The organism is Escherichia sp. Marseille-Q3837, from assembly GCF_916618735.1.
Lineage (GTDB): Bacteria > Pseudomonadota > Gammaproteobacteria > Enterobacterales > Enterobacteriaceae > Escherichia > Escherichia ruysiae.
The window spans coordinates 2267869-2286350 of sequence record NZ_CAKAKC010000001.1; the positions used below are offsets into that span (position 1 = coordinate 2267869).

The 18482-nt window shown below is 55.7% G+C and carries 19 protein-coding genes; 18 read left to right on the forward strand and 1 reads right to left on the reverse strand.

Translation table 11 applies throughout. The features are described 5' to 3' along the window. Nucleotides 1–136 precede the first annotated feature (136 nt). From maeB to eutR, 18 genes are all read left to right on the forward strand, one after another. A complete protein-coding gene (gene maeB / locus LG381_RS10565; RefSeq protein ID WP_000342666.1) occupies nt 137–2416 on the forward strand; it encodes an NADP-dependent oxaloacetate-decarboxylating malate dehydrogenase in 2280 nt (759 codons plus the stop codon). A 290-nt stretch (nt 2417–2706) separates the two neighbouring features. Next, nucleotides 2707–3042 (forward strand): ethanolamine utilization microcompartment protein EutS, encoded by a 336-nt coding sequence (gene eutS, locus LG381_RS10570; RefSeq protein WP_000356956.1) that lies wholly within the window; start codon nt 2707–2709, stop codon nt 3040–3042. 12 nt (nt 3043–3054) lie between these two features. Continuing rightward, nucleotides 3055–3534, forward strand: a complete 480-nt coding sequence (eutP, locus tag LG381_RS10575; protein WP_000820741.1) for an ethanolamine utilization acetate kinase EutP — start codon at nt 3055–3057, stop codon at nt 3532–3534. After that, nucleotides 3509–4210: an ethanolamine utilization acetate kinase EutQ gene (gene eutQ / locus LG381_RS10580; RefSeq protein ID WP_000733924.1), complete on the forward strand. Its 702-nt coding sequence runs from the start codon at nt 3509–3511 to the stop codon at nt 4208–4210. The genes eutP and eutQ overlap by 26 nt, the downstream gene beginning before the upstream one ends. Continuing rightward, nucleotides 4207–5010 carry an ethanolamine utilization cob(I)yrinic acid a,c-diamide adenosyltransferase EutT gene (eutT, locus tag LG381_RS10585; RefSeq protein ID WP_225762384.1) on the forward strand — a complete coding sequence of 268 codons (804 nt, stop codon included), beginning with the start codon at nt 4207–4209 and terminating at the stop codon, nt 5008–5010. Before eutQ ends, eutT begins: the two co-directional genes overlap by 4 nt. After that, nucleotides 5007–6023 (forward strand): phosphate acetyltransferase, encoded by a 1017-nt coding sequence (pta, locus tag LG381_RS10590; RefSeq protein ID WP_225762385.1) that lies wholly within the window; start codon nt 5007–5009, stop codon nt 6021–6023. Before eutT ends, pta begins: the two co-directional genes overlap by 4 nt. Nucleotides 6024–6061: 38 nt before the next feature. Continuing rightward, nucleotides 6062–6355 carry an ethanolamine utilization microcompartment protein EutM gene (gene eutM / locus LG381_RS10595; protein WP_000387713.1) on the forward strand — a complete coding sequence of 98 codons (294 nt, stop codon included), beginning with the start codon at nt 6062–6064 and terminating at the stop codon, nt 6353–6355. 106 nt (nt 6356–6461) lie between these two features. Then, nucleotides 6462–6749, forward strand: a complete 288-nt coding sequence (gene eutN / locus LG381_RS10600; protein WP_000762200.1) for an ethanolamine utilization microcompartment protein EutN — start codon at nt 6462–6464, stop codon at nt 6747–6749. Between the two features lie 11 nt (nt 6750–6760). Beyond that, nucleotides 6761–8164 (forward strand): aldehyde dehydrogenase family protein, encoded by a 1404-nt coding sequence (locus LG381_RS10605; protein WP_225762386.1) that lies wholly within the window; start codon nt 6761–6763, stop codon nt 8162–8164. Nucleotides 8165–8174: 10 nt separating this feature from the next. Continuing rightward, nucleotides 8175–9011, forward strand: coding sequence for an ethanolamine utilization protein EutJ (eutJ, locus tag LG381_RS10610; protein WP_225762387.1), 837 nt, complete (start codon nt 8175–8177; stop codon nt 9009–9011). After that, nucleotides 9001–10188 (forward strand): ethanolamine utilization ethanol dehydrogenase EutG, encoded by a 1188-nt coding sequence (gene eutG, locus LG381_RS10615; protein WP_225762388.1) that lies wholly within the window; start codon nt 9001–9003, stop codon nt 10186–10188. The genes eutJ and eutG overlap by 11 nt, the downstream gene beginning before the upstream one ends. A 213-nt stretch (nt 10189–10401) precedes the next feature. Then, nucleotides 10402–11628: an ethanolamine utilization protein EutH gene (gene eutH, locus LG381_RS10620; RefSeq protein WP_000512384.1), complete on the forward strand. Its 1227-nt coding sequence runs from the start codon at nt 10402–10404 to the stop codon at nt 11626–11628. After that, nucleotides 11625–13028, forward strand: coding sequence for an ethanolamine ammonia-lyase reactivating factor EutA (gene eutA, locus LG381_RS10625; RefSeq protein WP_225762389.1), 1404 nt, complete (start codon nt 11625–11627; stop codon nt 13026–13028). Before eutH ends, eutA begins: the two co-directional genes overlap by 4 nt. An 11-nt stretch (nt 13029–13039) precedes the next feature. Then, a complete protein-coding gene (gene eutB / locus LG381_RS10630; protein WP_000769998.1) occupies nt 13040–14401 on the forward strand; it encodes an ethanolamine ammonia-lyase subunit alpha in 1362 nt (453 codons plus the stop codon). A gap of 20 nt (nt 14402–14421) precedes the next feature. Beyond that, nucleotides 14422–15309, forward strand: a complete 888-nt coding sequence (gene eutC, locus LG381_RS10635; RefSeq protein WP_137325486.1) for an ethanolamine ammonia-lyase subunit beta — start codon at nt 14422–14424, stop codon at nt 15307–15309. A 9-nt stretch (nt 15310–15318) separates the two neighbouring features. Beyond that, the gene (gene eutL / locus LG381_RS10640; RefSeq protein WP_001111028.1) at nt 15319–15978 is read left to right on the forward strand and encodes an ethanolamine utilization microcompartment protein EutL; all 660 of its coding nucleotides are present in this window, start codon (nt 15319–15321) and stop codon (nt 15976–15978) included. A gap of 12 nt (nt 15979–15990) precedes the next feature. Next, on the forward strand, nt 15991–16479 hold the full coding sequence (gene eutK, locus LG381_RS10645; protein WP_010350327.1) for an ethanolamine utilization microcompartment protein EutK: 489 nt from the start codon (nt 15991–15993) through the stop codon (nt 16477–16479). A gap of 45 nt (nt 16480–16524) precedes the next feature. Further along, a complete protein-coding gene (gene eutR, locus LG381_RS10650; protein ID WP_032225906.1) occupies nt 16525–17577 on the forward strand; it encodes an HTH-type transcriptional regulator EutR in 1053 nt (350 codons plus the stop codon). A 5-nt stretch (nt 17578–17582) separates the two neighbouring features. Here eutR and hemF read toward each other — a convergent pair whose 3' ends face one another. Continuing rightward, nucleotides 17583–18482, reverse strand: a complete 900-nt coding sequence (gene hemF, locus LG381_RS10655; protein ID WP_225762390.1) for an oxygen-dependent coproporphyrinogen oxidase — start codon at nt 18480–18482, stop codon at nt 17583–17585.

Genomic DNA, 18482 nt, shown 5'->3' on the forward strand with positions numbered 1-18482 from the left:
AAATATTATTTTTATGAGGAGAGTTTGGACTTGCTCAAAGTCTGAAAGCTCCGGCAAGGTAATAATGTGCGCCATGTTGTGGGCTGAGGCAGTTGCCCACGCATTTTTGTGAACGTTACGTGAAAGGAACAACCAAATGGATGACCAGTTAAAACAAAGTGCACTTGATTTCCATGAATTTCCAGTTCCAGGGAAAATCCAGGTTTCTCCCACTAAACCTCTGGCCACGCAGCGCGATCTGGCGCTGGCCTACTCACCTGGCGTCGCCGCGCCTTGTCTTGAAATCGAGAAAGATCCGTTAAAAGCCTACAAATATACTGCGCGCGGTAACCTGGTGGCGGTGATCTCCAACGGTACGGCGGTACTGGGGTTAGGCAACATTGGCGCGCTGGCAGGCAAACCAGTGATGGAAGGCAAGGGCGTTCTGTTTAAGAAATTCGCCGGGATTGATGTGTTTGACATTGAAGTTGATGAACTCGATCCGGACAAATTTATCGAAGTGGTCGCTGCGCTGGAACCGACCTTTGGCGGCATCAACCTCGAAGATATTAAAGCGCCAGAATGCTTCTATATTGAGCAGAAACTGCGCCAGCGGATGAACATTCCGGTATTTCACGACGACCAGCACGGAACGGCAATCATCAGCACCGCCGCTATCCTTAACGGCTTGCGCGTGGTAGAGAAAAACATCTCCGACGTGCGGATGGTAGTTTCCGGCGCGGGGGCAGCCGCCATCGCCTGTATGAACCTGCTGGTGGCACTGGGGCTGCAAAAACATAACATCGTGGTTTGTGACTCGAAAGGCGTTATCTATCAGGGTCGAGAGCCGAACATGGCGGAAACCAAAGCCGCTTATGCGGTGGTGGATGACGGTAAACGTACTCTCGACGATGTAATTGAAGGCGCGGATATTTTCCTTGGCTGCTCCGGCCCGAAAGTGCTCACCCAGGAAATGGTGAAGAAAATGGCTCGCGCGCCGATGATCCTGGCGCTGGCGAATCCGGAACCGGAAATTCTGCCGCCGCTGGCGAAAGAAGTGCGTCCGGATGCCATCATCTGTACTGGTCGTTCTGACTATCCAAACCAGGTCAACAACGTGCTTTGCTTCCCGTTCATTTTCCGTGGCGCGCTGGACGTTGGTGCAACCGCTATTAATGAAGAGATGAAACTGGCGGCGGTACGTGCGATTGCTGAACTGGCTCATGCGGAACAGAGCGAAGTGGTTGCTTCTGCCTATGGCGATCAGGATCTGAGCTTTGGCCCGGAATACATCATTCCTAAACCGTTCGATCCGCGTCTGATCGTCAAGATCGCGCCAGCGGTGGCAAAAGCGGCAATGGAGTCCGGTGTGGCGACGCGTCCGATTGCTGATTTCGACGTCTACATCGACAAACTGACCGAGTTCGTTTACAAAACCAACCTGTTTATGAAGCCGATCTTCTCTCAGGCTCGCAAAGCGCCGAAGCGCGTGGTGCTGCCGGAAGGTGAAGAGGCGCGCGTGTTGCACGCGACTCAGGAACTGGTAACGCTGGGACTGGCGAAACCGATTCTTATTGGTCGTCCGAACGTGATCGAAATGCGTATTCAGAAACTGGGCTTGCAGATCAAAGCGGGCGTTGATTTTGAGATCGTCAATAACGAATCCGATCCGCGCTTTAAAGAGTACTGGAGCGAATACTTCCAGATCATGAAACGTCGCGGGGTCACCCAGGAACAGGCACAGCGTGCATTGATCGGCAATCCGACAGTGATCGGCGCGATTATGGTTCAGCGTGGCGAAGCCGATGCAATGATCTGCGGTACGGTGGGGGATTATCACGAACACTTTAGTGTGGTGAAAAATGTGTTTGGTTATCGCGATGGCGTTCACACCGCAGGCGCAATGAACGCGCTGCTGCTGCCGAGTGGTAACACCTTCATTGCTGACACCTACGTCAACGATGATCCAGACGCAGAAGGGCTGGCGGAGATCACGCTGATGGCGGCAGAAACTGTCCGTCGTTTCGGTATTGAGCCGCGTGTTGCCTTACTCTCGCACTCCAACTTTGGTTCTTCAAATTGCCCGTCGTCCAGCAAAATGCGTAAAGCCCTGGAACTGGTCAGGGAACGTGCGCCAGAACTGATGATTGATGGCGAAATGCACGGTGATGCGGCGCTGGTGGAAGCGATTCGCAACGATCGTATGCCGGACAGCTCTCTGAAAGGTTCCGCTAATATTCTGGTGATGCCGAATATGGAAGCCGCCCGCATTAGTTACAACTTACTACGCGTTTCCAGCTCGGAAGGTGTAACGGTTGGTCCGGTGCTGATGGGCGTGGCGAAACCGGTTCATGTATTAACGCCAATCGCATCGGTACGTCGTATCGTCAACATGGTGGCGCTGGCCGTGGTTGAAGCGCAAACCCAGCCGCTGTAATTTTTTCTTAACTCTTACGCTTACCCTGAATATTCAGGGTAAGCGGTTTATCGCAATATATCAGAAGGGATTATTACTTGTTTTTCGAATAATAAAGCGCGCCATATAAAAATAAATCAATATCAATTTAATTATATTCATGTGCTGTACATGAAAATTTATGCATTAGATAAAATATCTCTCCATTCTTAGTGATCTACCTCACCTTTTAAACTCCCTTGCCGAATTTTGTTATTTACTCTGACAAAAAATTGTCACGATAGCGCCAGATTTTTCACAGGCGGCGACTCATGGATAAAGAACGCATCATTCAGGAATTTGTGCCCGGTAAACAGGTCACGCTGGCGCATTTAATTGCGCATCCCGGTGAGGAACTGGCGAAGAAAATCGGCGTTCCCGATGCTGGCGCAATCGGCATTATGACGCTAACTCCCGGTGAAACAGCGATGATCGCCGGCGATTTAGCACTGAAAGCCGCCGATGTGCATATCGGTTTTCTTGACCGTTTTAGCGGCGCGCTGGTGATTTATGGCTCGGTGGGCGCGGTAGAAGAAGCGTTATCACAAACCGTCAGCGGTTTAGGGCGCTTATTAAATTATACGCTTTGTGAAATGACCAAAAGTTAATGCGAGGCATTCATGAAACGAATTGCGTTTGTGGGTGCTGTCGGAGCAGGAAAGACAACGTTATTTAATGCGTTGCAAGGGGATTATACCCTCGCGCGAAAAACGCAGGCTGTGGAATTTAATAATAAGGGTGATATTGATACGCCAGGTGAATATTTTAGCCATCCCCGCTGGTATCACGCCTTAATTACCACGCTACAGGATGTGGACATGCTGATATATGTCCACGGCGCAAATGATCCGGAAAGCCGATTACCTGCCGGGTTGCTGGATATTGGCGTCACTAAACGGCAAATCGCCGTCATCAGTAAAACGGACATGCCGGATGCTGACGTCGCCGCAACGCGACAGTTATTGCGCGAGACTGGCTTTGAAGAGCCGATTTTCGAGCTAAACAGCCATGACCCGCAAAGCGTGCAGCAACTGGTGGATTATCTGGCATCTCTCACCGAACAGGAGGAAGCAGGTGAAAAAACTCATCACAGCGAATGATATTCGTGAAGCCCATGCGCGCGGCGAACAGGCAATGTCCGTGGTTCTGCGCGCCAGCATTATCACCCCGGAAGCGCGAGAAGTGGCGGATCTGCTGGGGTTTACCATCACCGAATGCGATGAATCGACACCGGTAACGGCGTCCGTTCCTGCCAGCGCGCCTGCCGATAAAACCGAAAGTCAGCGCATTCGCGAAACCATCATCGCCCAACTGCCGGAAGGCCAGTTTACCGAAAGCCTGGTCGCGCAACTGATGGAAAAAGTGATGAAGGAAAAGCAGTCGCTGGAGCAGGGCGCAATGCAGTCGAGTTTTAAATCGGTGACCGGCAAAGGCGGCATCAAAGTTATCGATGGCGGCAGTGTGAAGTTTGGTCGTTTCGACGGCGCGGAGCCTCAATGCGTCGGGTTGACCGATCTGGTTACCGGAGATGACGGCAGCAGCATGGCTGCGGGTTTTATGCAGTGGGATAACGCCTTCTTCCCGTGGAAGCTGAACTACGACGAAATCGACATGGTACTGGAAGGTGAACTGCACGTTCGCCATGAAGGCGAAACCATGATCGCCAAAGCGGGCGACGTGATGTTTATCCCGAAGGGTTCCAGCATCGAATTTGGTACGACATCCAGCGTGAAGTTTTTGTATGTCGCCTGGCCGGCTAACTGGCAATCCCTATGAAAGATTTCATCACCGAAGCATGGCTAAGAGCGAACCATACGCTTAGCGAAGGCGCAGAGATCCATCTCCCTGCGCACAGTCGCCTGACGCCCTCTGCCCGGGAGTTGCTGGAAAGCCGCCATCTGCGCATCAAGTTTATTGACGAGCAGGGCAGCCTGTTTGTTGACGATGAACAGCAGCAGCCACAGCCCGTTCACGGGCTGACCAGTAGCGATGAATATCCGCAGGCGTGCTGCGAACTCTGCCACCAGCCGGTGGCGAAAAAGCCAGACACGCTGACTCATCTGTCGGCGGAAAAAATGGTCGCTAAAAGCGATCCGCGCCTGGGTTTTCGCGCTGTTCTCGACAGCACCATTGCGCTGACAGTGTGGCTGCAAATTGAACTGGCGGAACCGTGGCAGCCGTGGCTGGCGGATATCCGTTCGCGTCTTGGCAACATTATGCGCGCCGATGCGCTGGGAGAACCGCTGGGCTGCCAGGCGATTGTCGGGCTTTCAGACGAAGACCTGCATCGGCTTTCCCATCAGCCTCTGCGTTATCTCGATCACGATCATCTGGTGCCGGAAGCCAGCCACGGGCGCGATGCCGCGTTGCTCAATCTGCTACGCACCAAAGTGCGTGAAACCGAAACCGTAGCGGCGCAGGTGTTTATCACCCGCAGCTTTGACGTAGTACGTCCGGACATCTTGCAGGCGCTGAACCGCCTTTCCAGCACAGTTTACGTGATGATGATCCTGAGCGTGACGAAGCAGCCGCTAACGGTGACGCAGATCCAACAACGACTGGGAGAGACGCCATGATAATTGAACGTTGTCGTGAACTGGCGTTGCGAGCGCCCGCCAGAGTGATTTTTCCGGATGCGTTAGATCAACGTGTGCTGAAAGCCGCGCAATATTTACATCAACAAGGTCTGGCAACGCCCATTCTGGTCGCCAATCCGTTTGAACTTCGCCAGTTTGCGCTCAGTCATGGCGTGGCGATGGACGGGCTACAGGTGATAGATCCACACAGCAATCTTGCGATGCGGGAAGAATTTGCCCACCGCTGGCTTGCTCGCGCAGGCGATAAAACGCCGCCGGACGTGCTGGATAAACTCACCGATCCGCTGATGTTTGCCGCCGCAATGGTCAGCGCCGGTAAAGCGAATGTTTGCATTGCGGGCAACCTCTCTTCCACGGCGAATGTGTTACGCGCCGGATTACGCATTATTGGTTTGCAGCCGGGCTGTAAAACGCTCTCCTCCATTTTCCTGATGCTGCCGCAGTACAGCGGCTCCGCGTTGGGCTTTGCCGATTGCAGCGTGGTGCCACAGCCGACGGCGGCGCAACTGGCGGATATCGCGCTTGCCAGCGCCGACACCTGGCGCGCCATCACCGGAGAAGAGCCGCGCGTAGCGATGCTGTCGTTTTCCAGCAACGGCAGCGCCCGTCACCCCTGCGTTGCTAACGTTCAGCAGGCGACCGAAATCGTCCGTGAACGCGCGCCACAGCTTGTGGTGGATGGAGAATTACAGTTTGACGCCGCCTTCGTGCCGGATGTCGCGGCGCAAAAAGCGCCTGCCAGCCCGCTACAGGGCAAAGCGAATGTAATGGTTTTTCCGTCGCTGGAAGCCGGAAATATTGGCTACAAAATCGCACAACGACTTGGCGGATATCGTGCCGTCGGGCCATTGATACAAGGGCTTGCCGCGCCGATGCACGATCTCTCTCGTGGCTGTAGCGTGCAGGAAATTATCGAACTGGCGCTGGTGGCAGCCGTACCGCGTCAGACAGAAGTGAACCGCGAAAGCAGTTTACAAACACTGGTTGAATGAACGGTCCCGTTCTGGACCCCTATAAAGAGGAAAACACAATGGAAGCATTAGGAATGATCGAAACCCGGGGCCTGGTTGCACTGATTGAGGCTTCTGACGCGATGGTAAAAGCTGCGCGCGTCAAACTGGTTGGTGTTAAGCAGATTGGCGGCGGCCTGTGTACTGCGATGGTTCGCGGTGATGTTGCTGCCTGTAAAGCGGCGACCGATGCCGGTGCCGCAGCGGCACAGCGTATCGGCGAGCTAGTATCTGTCCACGTTATTCCGCGTCCGCACGGCGACCTGGAAGAAGTGTTCCCGATCGGCCTGAAAGGCGACAGCAGTAACCTGTAATCACCCTGTGTGACGTCGATTCGGGCGTCACGCTCTCTCCTTTTTCTATTTACCTTCTGCGGAGGGTAGGGGGAGCTTTTACCTGAAATACGCCACGGAGGCGGGTATGAAACTGGCAGTCGTCACTGGACAAATTGTTTGTACCGTACGCCATCACGGACTGGCGCATGACAAATTGCTGATGGTGGAAATGATTGATTCACAGGGAAACCCTGACGGGCAGTGTGCCGTTGCCATCGACAACATTGGCGCAGGAACCGGGGAGTGGGTGTTGCTGGTGAGTGGCAGTTCCGCCCGCCAGGCGCATAAAAGCGAAACGTCACCGGTCGATCTGTGCGTGATTGGCATCGTCGATGAGGTGGTCTCTGGCGGTCAGGTAATTTTCCACAAATAAGGAAGAACATCATGAATCAACAGGATATTGAACAGGTGGTGAAAGCGGTACTGCTGAAAATGCAAAGCAGCGACATGCCGCCCGCCGTCGTTCATGAGATGGGCGTTTTCGCTTCCCTGGATGACGCCGTTGCGGCAGCCAAAATTGCTCAGCAGGGGTTAAAAAGCGTGGCAATGCGCCAGTTAGCTATTGCTGCCATTCGTGAAGCAGGCGAAAAACACGCCAGAGATTTAGCGGAACTTGCCGTCAGTGAAACCGGCATGGGGCGCGTGGAAGATAAATTTGCCAAAAACGTCGCTCAGGCACGCGGCACGCCAGGCGTTGAGTGTCTCTCTGCGCAGGTGCTGACGGGCGACAACGGCCTGACTTTAATTGAAAACGCGCCCTGGGGCGTGGTGGCTTCGGTAACGCCGTCCACTAACCCGGCGGCGACCGTTATTAATAACGCCATCAGCCTGATTGCGGCGGGCAACAGCGTCATTTTTGCCCCGCATCCGGCGGCGAAAAAAGTCTCCCAGCGGGCGATTACGCTGCTCAACCAGGCGATTGTTGCCGCAGGCGGGCCGGAAAACTTACTGGTGACCGTGGCAAATCCGGATATCGAAACCGCGCAACGCTTGTTCAAGTTTCCGGGCATCGGCCTTTTGGTGGTGACCGGCGGCGAAGCAGTGGTGGAAGCGGCGCGTAAACACACCAATAAACGTCTGATAGTCGCAGGTGCAGGCAACCCGCCGGTAGTGGTGGATGAAACCGCCGACCTTGCCCGTGCCGCTCAGTCCATTGTCAAAGGCGCTTCTTTCGATAACAACATTATTTGTGCCGATGAAAAGGTACTGATTGTCGTTGATAGCGTAGCCGATGAACTGATGCGTCTGATGGAAGGCCAGCACGCGGTGAAACTGACCGCAGAACAGGCGCAGCAGCTACAACCAGTGTTGCTGAAAAATATCGACGAACGCGGAAAGGGCACAGTCAGCCGCGACTGGGTAGGTCGCGATGCGGCGAAAATCGCGGCGGCAATCGGCCTGAACGTGCCGCAAGAAACGCGCTTGCTGTTTGTAGAAACCACCGCAGAACATCCGTTTGCCGTGACCGAACTGATGATGCCGGTACTGCCGGTGGTGCGCGTCGCCAATGTGGCGGATGCCATTGCGCTGGCGGTGAAACTGGAAGGCGGTTGCCACCATACGGCGGCAATGCACTCGCGCAATATCGAAAACATGAACCAGATGGCGAACGCCATTGATACCAGCATTTTCGTTAAGAACGGACCGTGCATTGCCGGGCTGGGTCTGGGCGGGGAGGGCTGGACCACCATGACCATCACCACGCCAACCGGTGAAGGGGTAACCAGCGCACGGACGTTTGTCCGTCTGCGTCGCTGTGTATTAGTCGATGCGTTTCGCATTGTTTAAGGAGTAACCGATGGCGCACGACGAACAATGGCTCACCCCGCGTCTGCAAACGGCGGCAACGCTGTGTAACCAGACGCCTGGCGCGACGGAGTCTCCGCTGTGGCTGGGGGTGGATCTGGGCACCTGCGATGTGGTGTCGATGGTTGTCGACCGCGAAGGTCAGCCGGTGGCGGTATGCCTCGACTGGGCCGATGTGGTCCGCGACGGCATCGTCTGGGATTTCTTCGGCGCAGTCACCATTGTTCGTCGCCATCTCGACACCCTTGAGCAGCAATTCGGTCGCCGTTTTAGCCATGCGGCGACGTCATTTCCCCCAGGTACGGATGCGCGTATTTCCATCAACGTACTGGAATCTGCCGGACTGGAAGTCAGCCATGTTCTGGATGAACCAACGGCGGTGGTGGATCTGCTGCAACTGGATAACGCAGGCGTAGTGGATATTGGCGGCGGCACCACCGGTATTGCCATCGTGAAACAGGGCAAAGTGACTTACTCGGCGGATGAAGCCACCGGCGGACATCACATTTCTCTGACGCTCGCCGGAAATCGTCGTATTCCGCTGGAAGAGGCGGAGCAGTACAAGCGCGGTCACGGTGAAGAGATTTGGCCAGTGGTGAAACCGGTGTACGAAAAAATGGCGGACATTGTCGCGCGGCATATCGCAGGGCAGGGCATTACTGATTTATGGCTGGCAGGCGGCTCCTGTATGCAACCGGGCGTGGCGGAGCTGTTTCGCAAACAATTCCCGGCGTTACAGGTGCATTTACCGCAGCACAGTTTGTTTATGACCCCGCTGGCGATCGCCAGTAGCGGGCGAGAAAAAGCGGAGGGGCTATATGCAAAATGAATTGCAGACCGCGCTCTTTCAGGCGTTCGATACCCTGAATCTGCAACGGGTAAAAACATTTAGCGTCCCACCGGTGACGCTTTGCGGTCCGGGCTCGGTGAGCAGTTGCGGACAGCAGGCGCAAACGCGCGGGTTGAAACATCTGTTCGTGATGGCAGACAGCTTTTTGCATCAGGCGGGGATGACCGCCGGGCTGACGCGTAGCCTGGCGGTAAAAGGTATCGCCATGACGCTCTGGCCATGTCCGGTGGGCGAACCGTGCATTACCGACGTGTGTGCGGCTGTGGCGCAACTGCGTGAATCGGGTTGCGATGGGGTGATTGCGTTTGGCGGTGGATCGGTGCTTGATGCGGCGAAAGCCGTGGCGTTGCTGGTGACGAACCCCGATAGCACGCTGGCAGAAATGTCAGAAACCCGCGTTCTGCAACCGCGCCTGCCGCTGATTGCCGTTCCAACGACCGCCGGAACCGGCTCTGAAACCACTAACGTAACGGTGATTATCGACGCTGTGAGCGGGCGCAAGCAGGTGTTAGCACATGCCTCACTGATGCCGGATGTGGCGATTCTCGATGCCGCGCTGACCGAAGGCGTGCCGTCGCATGTCACGGCGATGACCGGCATCGATGCGTTAACCCATGCCATTGAAGCGTATAGCGCACTGAACGCCACACCGTTTACCGACAGTCTGGCGATTGGCGCCATTGCGATGATTGGTAAATCGCTGCCGAAAGCGGTGGGCTACGGGCACGACCTTGCCGCGCGCGAAAGTATGTTGCTCGCATCATGCATGGCGGGAATGGCGTTTTCCAGTGCGGGGCTTGGGTTATGCCACGCGATGGCGCATCAGCCGGGCGCGGCGCTGCATATTCCGCACGGTCTGGCGAATGCCATGCTGCTGCCAACGGTGATGGAGTTTAACCGGATGGTATGCCGCGAACGTTTTAGCCAGGTAGGCAGGGCGCTGCGAACTAAAAAATCCGACGAGCGTGATGCTATTAACGCGGTTAGTGAGCTGATTGCGGAAGTTGGGATTGGTAAACGACTGGGCGATGTTGGTGCGACATCTGCGCATTACGGCGCATGGGCGCAGGCCGCGCTGGAAGATATTTGTCTGCGCAGTAATCCGCGTACCGCCAGCCTGGAACAGATTGTCGGCCTGTACGCAGCAGCACAATAAACGCCGGATGCGACGCTTGTCGCGTCTTATCCGGCCTACGGGATTGCACATGTAGGGCGGATAAGGCGTTCACGCCGCATCCGCCAGTGCGGAGCAATTGCCGGATGCGACGCTTGTCGCGTCTTATCCGGCCTACGGGATTGCATATGTATGGCGGATAAGGCGTTTACGCCGCATCCGCCAATAAATAACAACTAACAGGGAGTAAAGGCGATGGGAATTAACGAAATCATCATGTACATCATGATGTTCTTTATGCTGATAGCTGCCGTAGACAGGATCCTGTCGCAGTTCGGCGGTTCTGCACGTTTCCTCGGTAAATTCGGTAAAAGTATTGAAGGATCGGGCGGACAGTTCGAAGAAGGCTTTATGGCGATGGGCGCACTGGGTCTGGCGATGGTCGGTATGACCGCGCTGGCACCGGTACTGGCGCATGTACTTGGGCCGGTAATCATCCCCGTTTATGAAATGCTCGGCGCAAACCCTTCCATGTTCGCCGGAACACTGCTGGCGTGCGATATGGGCGGCTTCTTCCTCGCCAAAGAGCTGGCGGGCGGTGACGTAGCAGCGTGGCTATACTCTGGGTTAATTCTCGGATCGATGATGGGGCCAACGATTGTGTTTTCCATTCCGGTGGCGCTCGGCATTATCGAACCCTCAGATCGTCGTTATCTGGCACTCGGCGTGCTGGCGGGCATTGTGACCATTCCGATTGGTTGTATCGCCGGTGGCCTGGTGGCAATGTACTCAGGCGTACAGATCAACGGCCAGCCGGTGGAGTTCACCTTCGCCCTGATTCTGATGAACATGATCCCGGTGCTTATCGTTGCGGTGCTGGTGGCGCTGGGGCTGAAGTTCATCCCGGAAAAAATGATCAACGGCTTCCAGATCTTCGCCAAATTTCTCGTTGCATTAATTACCCTCGGTCTTGCCGCTGCGGTGGTGAAATTCCTGCTTGGCTGGGAACTGATCCCCGGTCTTGATCCCATCTTCATGGCGCCTGGCGACAAACCTGGCGAAGTGATGCGCGCGATTGAGGTTATCGGTTCGATCTCCTGCGTCCTGCTTGGCGCGTATCCGATGGTACTGCTACTGACCCGCTGGTTTGAAAAACCGCTGATGAGCGTCGGTAAAGTGCTGAATATGAACAATATCGCGGCAGCAGGCATGGTGGCGACGCTTGCCAACAATATCCCGATGTTCGGCATGATGAAGCAGATGGATACTCGCGGCAAAGTCATCAACTGTGCCTTCGCCGTTTCCGCAGCCTTCGCCCTGGGCGACCATTTAGGCTTCGCGGCTGCCAACATGAACGCCATGATCTTCCCGATGATTGTCGGCAAGCTGATCGGCGGCGTCACGGCGATTGGCGTGGCGATGATGCTGGTGCCAAAAGAAGACGCGGCAACGGCTAAAAACGCAGCGGAGGCGCAATCGTGAGCACTCGCCAGCTACTGAGCGTCGGTATTGATATCGGCACCACCACCACTCAGGTGATCTTCTCCCATCTGGAACTGGTTAACCGTGCGGCGGTGTCGCAGGTGCCGCGCTACGAATTTATCAAACGCGAAATTAGCTGGCAAAGCCCGGTGTTCTTTACCCCTGTCGATAAACAGGGCGGTTTAAAAGAAGCGGAACTGAAATCGCTGATTTTAGAGCAATATCAGGCTGCGGGAATTGCGCCGGAAAGCGTTGATTCTGGTGCCATCATCATCACCGGTGAAAGCGCGAAAACCCGCAATGCCCGTCCGGCGGTGATGGCGCTCTCCCGGTCGCTGGGCGATTTTGTCGTCGCCAGCGCCGGACCGCATCTCGAATCCGTGATTGCAGGCCACGGCGCCGGGGCGCAAACCCTTTCTGAACAACGGTTATGTCGGGTACTGAATATTGACATCGGCGGTGGCACTGCGAACTACGCCCTGTTCGATGCCGGAAAAATCAGCGGGACTGCCTGCCTCAACGTCGGCGGTCGCCTGTTGGAAACCGACAGCCAGGGACGCGTGGTTTACGCCCATAAACCGGGGCAGATGATTGTGGATGAGTGCTTCGGCGCAGGCACCGATGCCCGTTCACTGACCGGTGCGCAACTGGTGCAGGTCACCCGGCGGATGGCGGCGCTGATTGTCGAAGTGATTGAAGGAACGCTCTCGCCGCTCGCGCAGGCATTGATGCAAACCGGTTTGCTGCCCGCAGGCGCAACGCCCGAAATCATTACGCTCTCCGGCGGAGTTGGCGAATGTTATCGCCACCAGCCCGCTGACCCGTTCTGTTTTGCCGATATTGGCCCGTTGCTGGCAACGGCGCTGCATGAGCATCCGCGCCTGCGTGAAATGAACGTGCAGTTTCCCGCGCAAACCGTGCGCGCCACAGTGATTGGCGCGGGCGCGCATACCCTTTCGCTCTCGGGCAGCACTATCTGGCTGGAGGGCGTACAACTGCCGCTGCGCAATTTGCCAGTGGCGATCCCAATTGATGAAACGGATCTGGTGAATGGCTGGCAACAGGCGCTGATTCAGCTTGATCTATGCCCCAAAACTGACGCGTACGTGCTGGCACTTCCCGCCGGGCTTCCGGTGCGTTACGCCTCGGTACTGACGGTCATCAACGCGCTGGTCGATTTCGTCGCGCGTTTTCCGAATCCGCATCCCCTGCTGGTGGTAGCCGGGCAGGACTTTGGTAAAGCTCTGGGCATGTTATTGCGCCCACAGCTACAACAACTCCCGTTGGCAGTCATTGACGAAGTGATTGTTCGCGCGGGGGACTATATCGACATTGGTACGCCTCTTTTTGGCGGATCGGTTGTGCCGGTGACGGTGAAATCACTCGCATTTCCTTCCTGAGGGAACGACTTATGAAACTAAAGACCACATTGTTCGGCAATGTATATCAGTTTAAGGATGTAAAAGAGGTGCTGGCTAAAGCCAACGAACTGCGTTCGGGGGATGTGCTGGCGGGCGTTGCAGCGGCAAGCTCGCAGGAGCGCGTGGCGGCAAAGCAGGTGTTGTCGGAAATGACGGTGGCGGATATCCGCAATAATCCGGTAATTTCTTATGAAGAGGACTGCGTAACGCGGCTGATTCAGGACGACGTTAACGAAACGGCCTACAACCAGATTAAAAACTGGAGCATCAGCGAACTGCGCGAGTATGTGCTGAGCGACGAAACCAGCGTGGATGACATTGCCTTTACCCGCAAAGGGCTGACCTCGGAAGTGGTCGCGGCGGTGGCGAAAATTTGTTCCAACGCGGATCTCATCTACGGCGCGAAGAAAATGCCGGTGATCAAAAAGGCCAATACCACCATCGGTATCCCAGGCACTTTCAGCGCCCGTTTGCAGCCAAATGATACCCGTGACGACGTGCAAAGTATTGCCGCACAAATCTACGAAGGGCTTTCTTTCGGCGTGGGCGATGCGGTGATTGGCGTTAACCCGGTGACTGATGACGTGGAAAACTTAAGCCGCGTGCTGGACACCATTTACGGTGTTATCGACAAATTCAACATTCCAACTCAGGGCTGCGTGCTGGCGCATGTCACCACCCAGATCGAAGCGATCCGTCGCGGCGCGCCGGGCGGCCTGATTTTCCAGAGTATTTGTGGCAGTGAAAAAGGGCTGAAAGAGTTTGGCGTGGAGCTGGCGATGCTTGACGAAGCCCGCGCAGTGGGCGCGGAGTTCAACCGTATTGCCGGGGAAAACTGCCTCTACTTCGAAACCGGGCAAGGTTCTGCGCTCTCCGCTGGCGCTAATTTCGGCGCTGACCAGGTGACGATGGAAGCGCGAAACTACGGGCTGGCGCGTCATTACGATCCGTTTATCGTCAACACCGTGGTCGGTTTTATTGGGCCGGAGTATCTCTACAATGACCGGCAGATTATCCGCGCGGGCTTAGAAGATCACTTTATGGGCAAGCTGAGCGGCATCTCTATGGGCTGTGACTGCTGCTACACCAACCACGCTGACGCTGACCAGAACCTCAACGAAAACCTGATGATCCTGCTTGCTACCGCAGGCTGCAACTACATCATGGGGATGCCGCTGGGCGATGACATCATGCTCAACTATCAGACCACCGCCTTCCATGACACCGCCACAGTGCGTCAGTTACTCAACCTGCGTCCGTCACCGGAGTTTGAACGCTGGCTGGAAAGCATGGGCATTATGGCAAACGGTCGCCTGACCAAACGGGCGGGCGATCCGTCACTGTTCTTCTGATGACGCGGAGATAACACATCATGGATCAAAAACAGATTGAAGAAATTGTACGCAGCGTGATGGCGTCAATGGGGCAGGCGGATGCCGCGCCAGCGGAAACCAAATGCGCCACCACAACGTGCGCTGCGCCGGTGACCTCTGAAAGTTGCGCGCTGGATTTAGGTTCCGCTGAAGCGAAGGCATGGATTGGCGTGGAAAATCCGCATCGCGCAGACGTATTAACAGAACTGCGTCGCAGCACCGTGGCTCGCGTTTGTACCGGTCGTGCCGGCCCGCGTCCGCGTACTCAGGCGTTGCTGCGTTTCCTGGCCGACCACTCTCGTTCGAAAGATACCGTACTGAAAGAAGTGCCGGAAGAGTGGGTGAAAGCGCAGGGTTTGCTGGAAGTACGCTCTGAAATCAGTGACAAAAATCTCTACCTGACTCGCCCGGACATGGGGCGTCGCCTGTGTGCGGAAGCTGTTGAAGCCTTGAAAGCACAGTGCGTTGCCAATCCGGACGTACAGGTCGTTGTCTCCGATGGTTTGTCAACTGATGCCATCACCGTCAACTATGAAGAGATCCTGCCGCCGCTGATGGCAGGTCTGCAACAGGCGGGGCTGAAAGTCGGTACGCCGTTCTTTGTGCGTTATGGTCGCGTGAAAATTGAAGACCAGATTGGCGAACTTCTCGGCGCGAAAGTGGTGATCCTGCTGGTGGGTGAACGTCCGGGGTTAGGGCAGTCGGAAAGTCTCTCCTGCTACGCTGTTTACTCGCCGCGTATGGCGACCACCGTTGAGGCCGATCGCACCTGCATCTCTAACATTCACCAGGGCGGTACACCGCCGGTTGAAGCCGCAGCCGTCATTGTGGATTTGGCGAAACGTATGCTGGAGCAGAAAGCATCCGGCATCAACATGACCCGATAAGGAGGCATCATGCCAGCTTTAGATTTGATTCGACCGTCGGTCACCGCCATGCGGGTGATTGCCTCCGTTAACGCTGATTTTGCGCGTGAACTGAAATTACCGCCGCATATTCGTAGTCTCGGGCTGATTTCTGCTGATTCCGATGACGTCACCTACATTGCGGCTGACGAAGCGACCAAGCAGGCGATGGTCGAAGTGGTGTATGGCCGCTCGCTGTATGCCGGAGCGGCGCACGGACCGTCACCGACTGCCGGTGAAGTGCTGATTATGCTCGGCGGGCCAAACCCGGCGGAAGTGCGTGCCGGCCTGGATGCGATGGTTGCGCATATTGAAAATGGTGCGGCGTTCCAGTGGGCGAACGATAAGCAAGACACCGCATTCCTCGCGCATGTAGTTTCGCGTACCGGTTCTTATCTCTCATCAACCGCCGGGATCACGCTTGGCGATCCGCTGGCGTATCTGGTGGCGCCGCCGCTGGAAGCGACCTATGGCATTGATGCGGCGTTGAAATCGGCTGACGTGCAACTGGTGACCTATGTACCGCCACCGTCAGAAACCAACTATTCAGCGGCATTTTTAACCGGTAGCCAGGCAGCGTGTAAAGCGGCCTGCAACGCCTTTACCGATGCCGTGCTGGAAATCGCGCGTAATCCAATCCAGCGTGCGTAACGGAGGTTGCCGATGATCAATGCACTGGGATTGCTGGAAGTGGACGGCATGGTCGCCGCGATAGATGCGGCGGATGCCATGCTGAAAGCGGCTAACGTGCGTCTGCTCAGTCACGAAGTGCTTGACCCTGGTCGCTTAACGCTGGTGGTGGAAGGCGATCTGGCGGCGTGTCGTGCGGCGCTGGATGCAGGTTGTGCCGCCGCGATGCGTACCGGGCGTGTCATCAGCCGCAAGGAGATTGGTCGGCCTGATGATGACACCCAGTGGCTGGTTACTGGCTTTAATCGCCAGCCGAAGCAACCTGACGCGTCCGCTATTGCCGAGGGATCTGCTGACGAGTTGTTGGCGCTGTTAACATCAGTACGTCAGGGAATGACGGCAGGAGAAGTGGCTGCCCACTTTGGCTGGCCGCTGGAAAAAGCCAGAAATGCGCTCGAACAGCTCTTTTCTGCCGGGACGTTACGTAAACGCAGTAGTCGTTATCGTCTCAAGCCCCATTAACCTGTCGGAGGTGCCGGGTGTCATACAACACCCGGCATTAACATCATGAAAAAGACCCGTACAGCCAATTTGCACCATCTTTATCATGAACCCTTACCCGAAAACCTGAAGCTCACGCCGAAGGTCGAAGTGGATAATGTTCATCAACGACAGACAACGGATGTCTATGAACATGCCTTGACGATTACCGCCTGGCAGCAGATTTACGATCAGCTCCATCCGGGCAAGTTTCATGGTGAATTTACGGAAATCCTGCTCGATGATATTCAGGTTTTCCGTGAATACACCGGTCTGGCGCTGCGTCAGTCGTGTCTGGTCTGGCCGAACTCGTTCTGGTTTGGCATTCCGGCGACACGTGGTGAACAGGGATTTATCGGTTCGCAATGTCTGGGAAGCGCAGAAATTGCCACGCGCCCTGGTGGAACCGAGTTTGAATTAAGTACGCCGGACGATTACACAATTCTTGGCGTGGTGCTTTCTGAAGACGTCATTACCCGGCAGGCTAACTTTTTGCATAATCCGGATCGGGTATTACATATGCTGCGTAGCCAGTCGGCGCTGGAAGTGAAAGAGCAGCATAAAGCCGCTCTGTGGGGCTTTGTCCAACAGGCGCTGGCGACGTTTTGCGAGAACCCGGAAAATCTTCATCAGCCTGCGGTGCGTAAAGTGCTGGGGGATAATTTGCTAATGGCGATGGGGGCGATGCTGGAAGAAGCGCAGCCGATGATGACGGCGGAAAGCATCAGTCATCAGAGTTACCGTCGATTGCTTTCCCGCGCCCGTGAATATGTGCTGGAAAACATGTCCGAACCGGTGACGGTGCTGGACTTGTGTAATCAACTGCATGTCAGTCGCCGCACGTTACAAAACGCGTTTCACGCTATTTTAGGCATTGGCCCGAACGCGTGGTTGAAACGTATTCGTCTGAACGCCGTGCGACGCGAACTGATAAGCCCGTGGTCGCAAAGCACAACGGTAAAAGACGCTGCCATGCAGTGGGGATTCTGGCATCTGGGGCAATTCGCCACGGATTACCAGCAACTGTTTGCCGAGAAGCCGTCACTGACGCTGCATCAGCGGATGCGGGAGTTGGGGTGAGGGAGTTACACCCAATCCCTGACCTGAATAAACTCACTCAACGCCGCTTCCGGACTGCCTTCTTCCGGCTGATAATCGTACTCCCAGCGTACCAGCGGCGGCATTGACATCAGGATCGATTCGGTGCGCCCGCCAGTTTGCAGGCCAAACAGCGTGCCGCGATCCCAGACCAGGTTGAACTCGACATAACGCCCGCGACGGTAGAGCTGGAAATTACGCTCGCGCTCGCCGTATTCCATCGCTTTACGTCGCTCTACAATTGGTAAATAAGCGTCGGTGTAGCCTTTGCCTACTGCCTGCATAAAGGCAAAACAGTGGTCGAAATCTGGCGTGTTCAGATCATCAAAGAACAGCCCGCCAATACCGCGCTGTTCGTTGCGATGTTTGAGGTAGAAGTAATCGTCGCACCACTTTTTGTAACGGGGATAAACGTCTTCACCAAATGGCAGGCACAGGTCACGGGCGGTGCGGTGCCAGTGAATGGCGTCTTCTTCAAAGCCATAGAAGGGGGTTAAGTCGAAGCCACCGCCAAACCACCAGACAGGATCGGCGCCTGGTTTTTCGGCAATAAAAAAGCGCACATTCGCGTGGCTGGTGGGAACATACGGATTATGCGGATGCACGACCAGCGAAACGCCCATCGCCTCAAAACTGCGCCCGGCAAGTTCCGGGCGATGAGCGGTGGCGGAAGCAGGCATCGCCTCACCGTGGACGTGAGAAAAGTTGACGCCCGCCTGTTCGAAAACACCACCATTACGCAACACCCGACTACGCCCGCCGCCGCCAGCGTCGCGCTGCCAGCTATCTTCGACAAACTCTGCGCCATCTACGGCGCTTAGCTGCTGGCAAATTGTGTCCTGAAGGTTGAGCAGGAACTGTTTAACCTGGTGTGCGTCGGGCTTCAT

Coding starts and splice junctions, on each gene's coding strand:
- eutL (WP_001111028.1), top strand. CDS start 15,319: ATGCCAGCTTTAGATTTGATTCGACCGTCGGTCACCGCCATGCGGGTG.
- eutH (WP_000512384.1), top strand. CDS start 10,402: ATGGGAATTAACGAAATCATCATGTACATCATGATGTTCTTTATGCTG.
- eutR (WP_032225906.1), top strand. CDS start 16,525: ATGAAAAAGACCCGTACAGCCAATTTGCACCATCTTTATCATGAACCC.
- eutN (WP_000762200.1), top strand. CDS start 6,462: ATGAAACTGGCAGTCGTCACTGGACAAATTGTTTGTACCGTACGCCAT.
- eutK (WP_010350327.1), top strand. CDS start 15,991: ATGATCAATGCACTGGGATTGCTGGAAGTGGACGGCATGGTCGCCGCG.
- hemF (WP_225762390.1), bottom strand. CDS start 18,482: ATGAAGCCCGACGCACACCAGGTTAAACAGTTCCTGCTCAACCTTCAG.
- eutP (WP_000820741.1), top strand. CDS start 3,055: ATGAAACGAATTGCGTTTGTGGGTGCTGTCGGAGCAGGAAAGACAACG.
- maeB (WP_000342666.1), top strand. CDS start 137: ATGGATGACCAGTTAAAACAAAGTGCACTTGATTTCCATGAATTTCCA.
- eutJ (WP_225762387.1), top strand. CDS start 8,175: ATGGCGCACGACGAACAATGGCTCACCCCGCGTCTGCAAACGGCGGCA.
- eutT (WP_225762384.1), top strand. CDS start 4,207: ATGAAAGATTTCATCACCGAAGCATGGCTAAGAGCGAACCATACGCTT.
- LG381_RS10605 (WP_225762386.1), top strand. CDS start 6,761: ATGAATCAACAGGATATTGAACAGGTGGTGAAAGCGGTACTGCTGAAA.
- eutC (WP_137325486.1), top strand. CDS start 14,422: ATGGATCAAAAACAGATTGAAGAAATTGTACGCAGCGTGATGGCGTCA.
- eutM (WP_000387713.1), top strand. CDS start 6,062: ATGGAAGCATTAGGAATGATCGAAACCCGGGGCCTGGTTGCACTGATT.
- pta (WP_225762385.1), top strand. CDS start 5,007: ATGATAATTGAACGTTGTCGTGAACTGGCGTTGCGAGCGCCCGCCAGA.
- eutG (WP_225762388.1), top strand. CDS start 9,001: ATGCAAAATGAATTGCAGACCGCGCTCTTTCAGGCGTTCGATACCCTG.
- eutB (WP_000769998.1), top strand. CDS start 13,040: ATGAAACTAAAGACCACATTGTTCGGCAATGTATATCAGTTTAAGGAT.
- eutS (WP_000356956.1), top strand. CDS start 2,707: ATGGATAAAGAACGCATCATTCAGGAATTTGTGCCCGGTAAACAGGTC.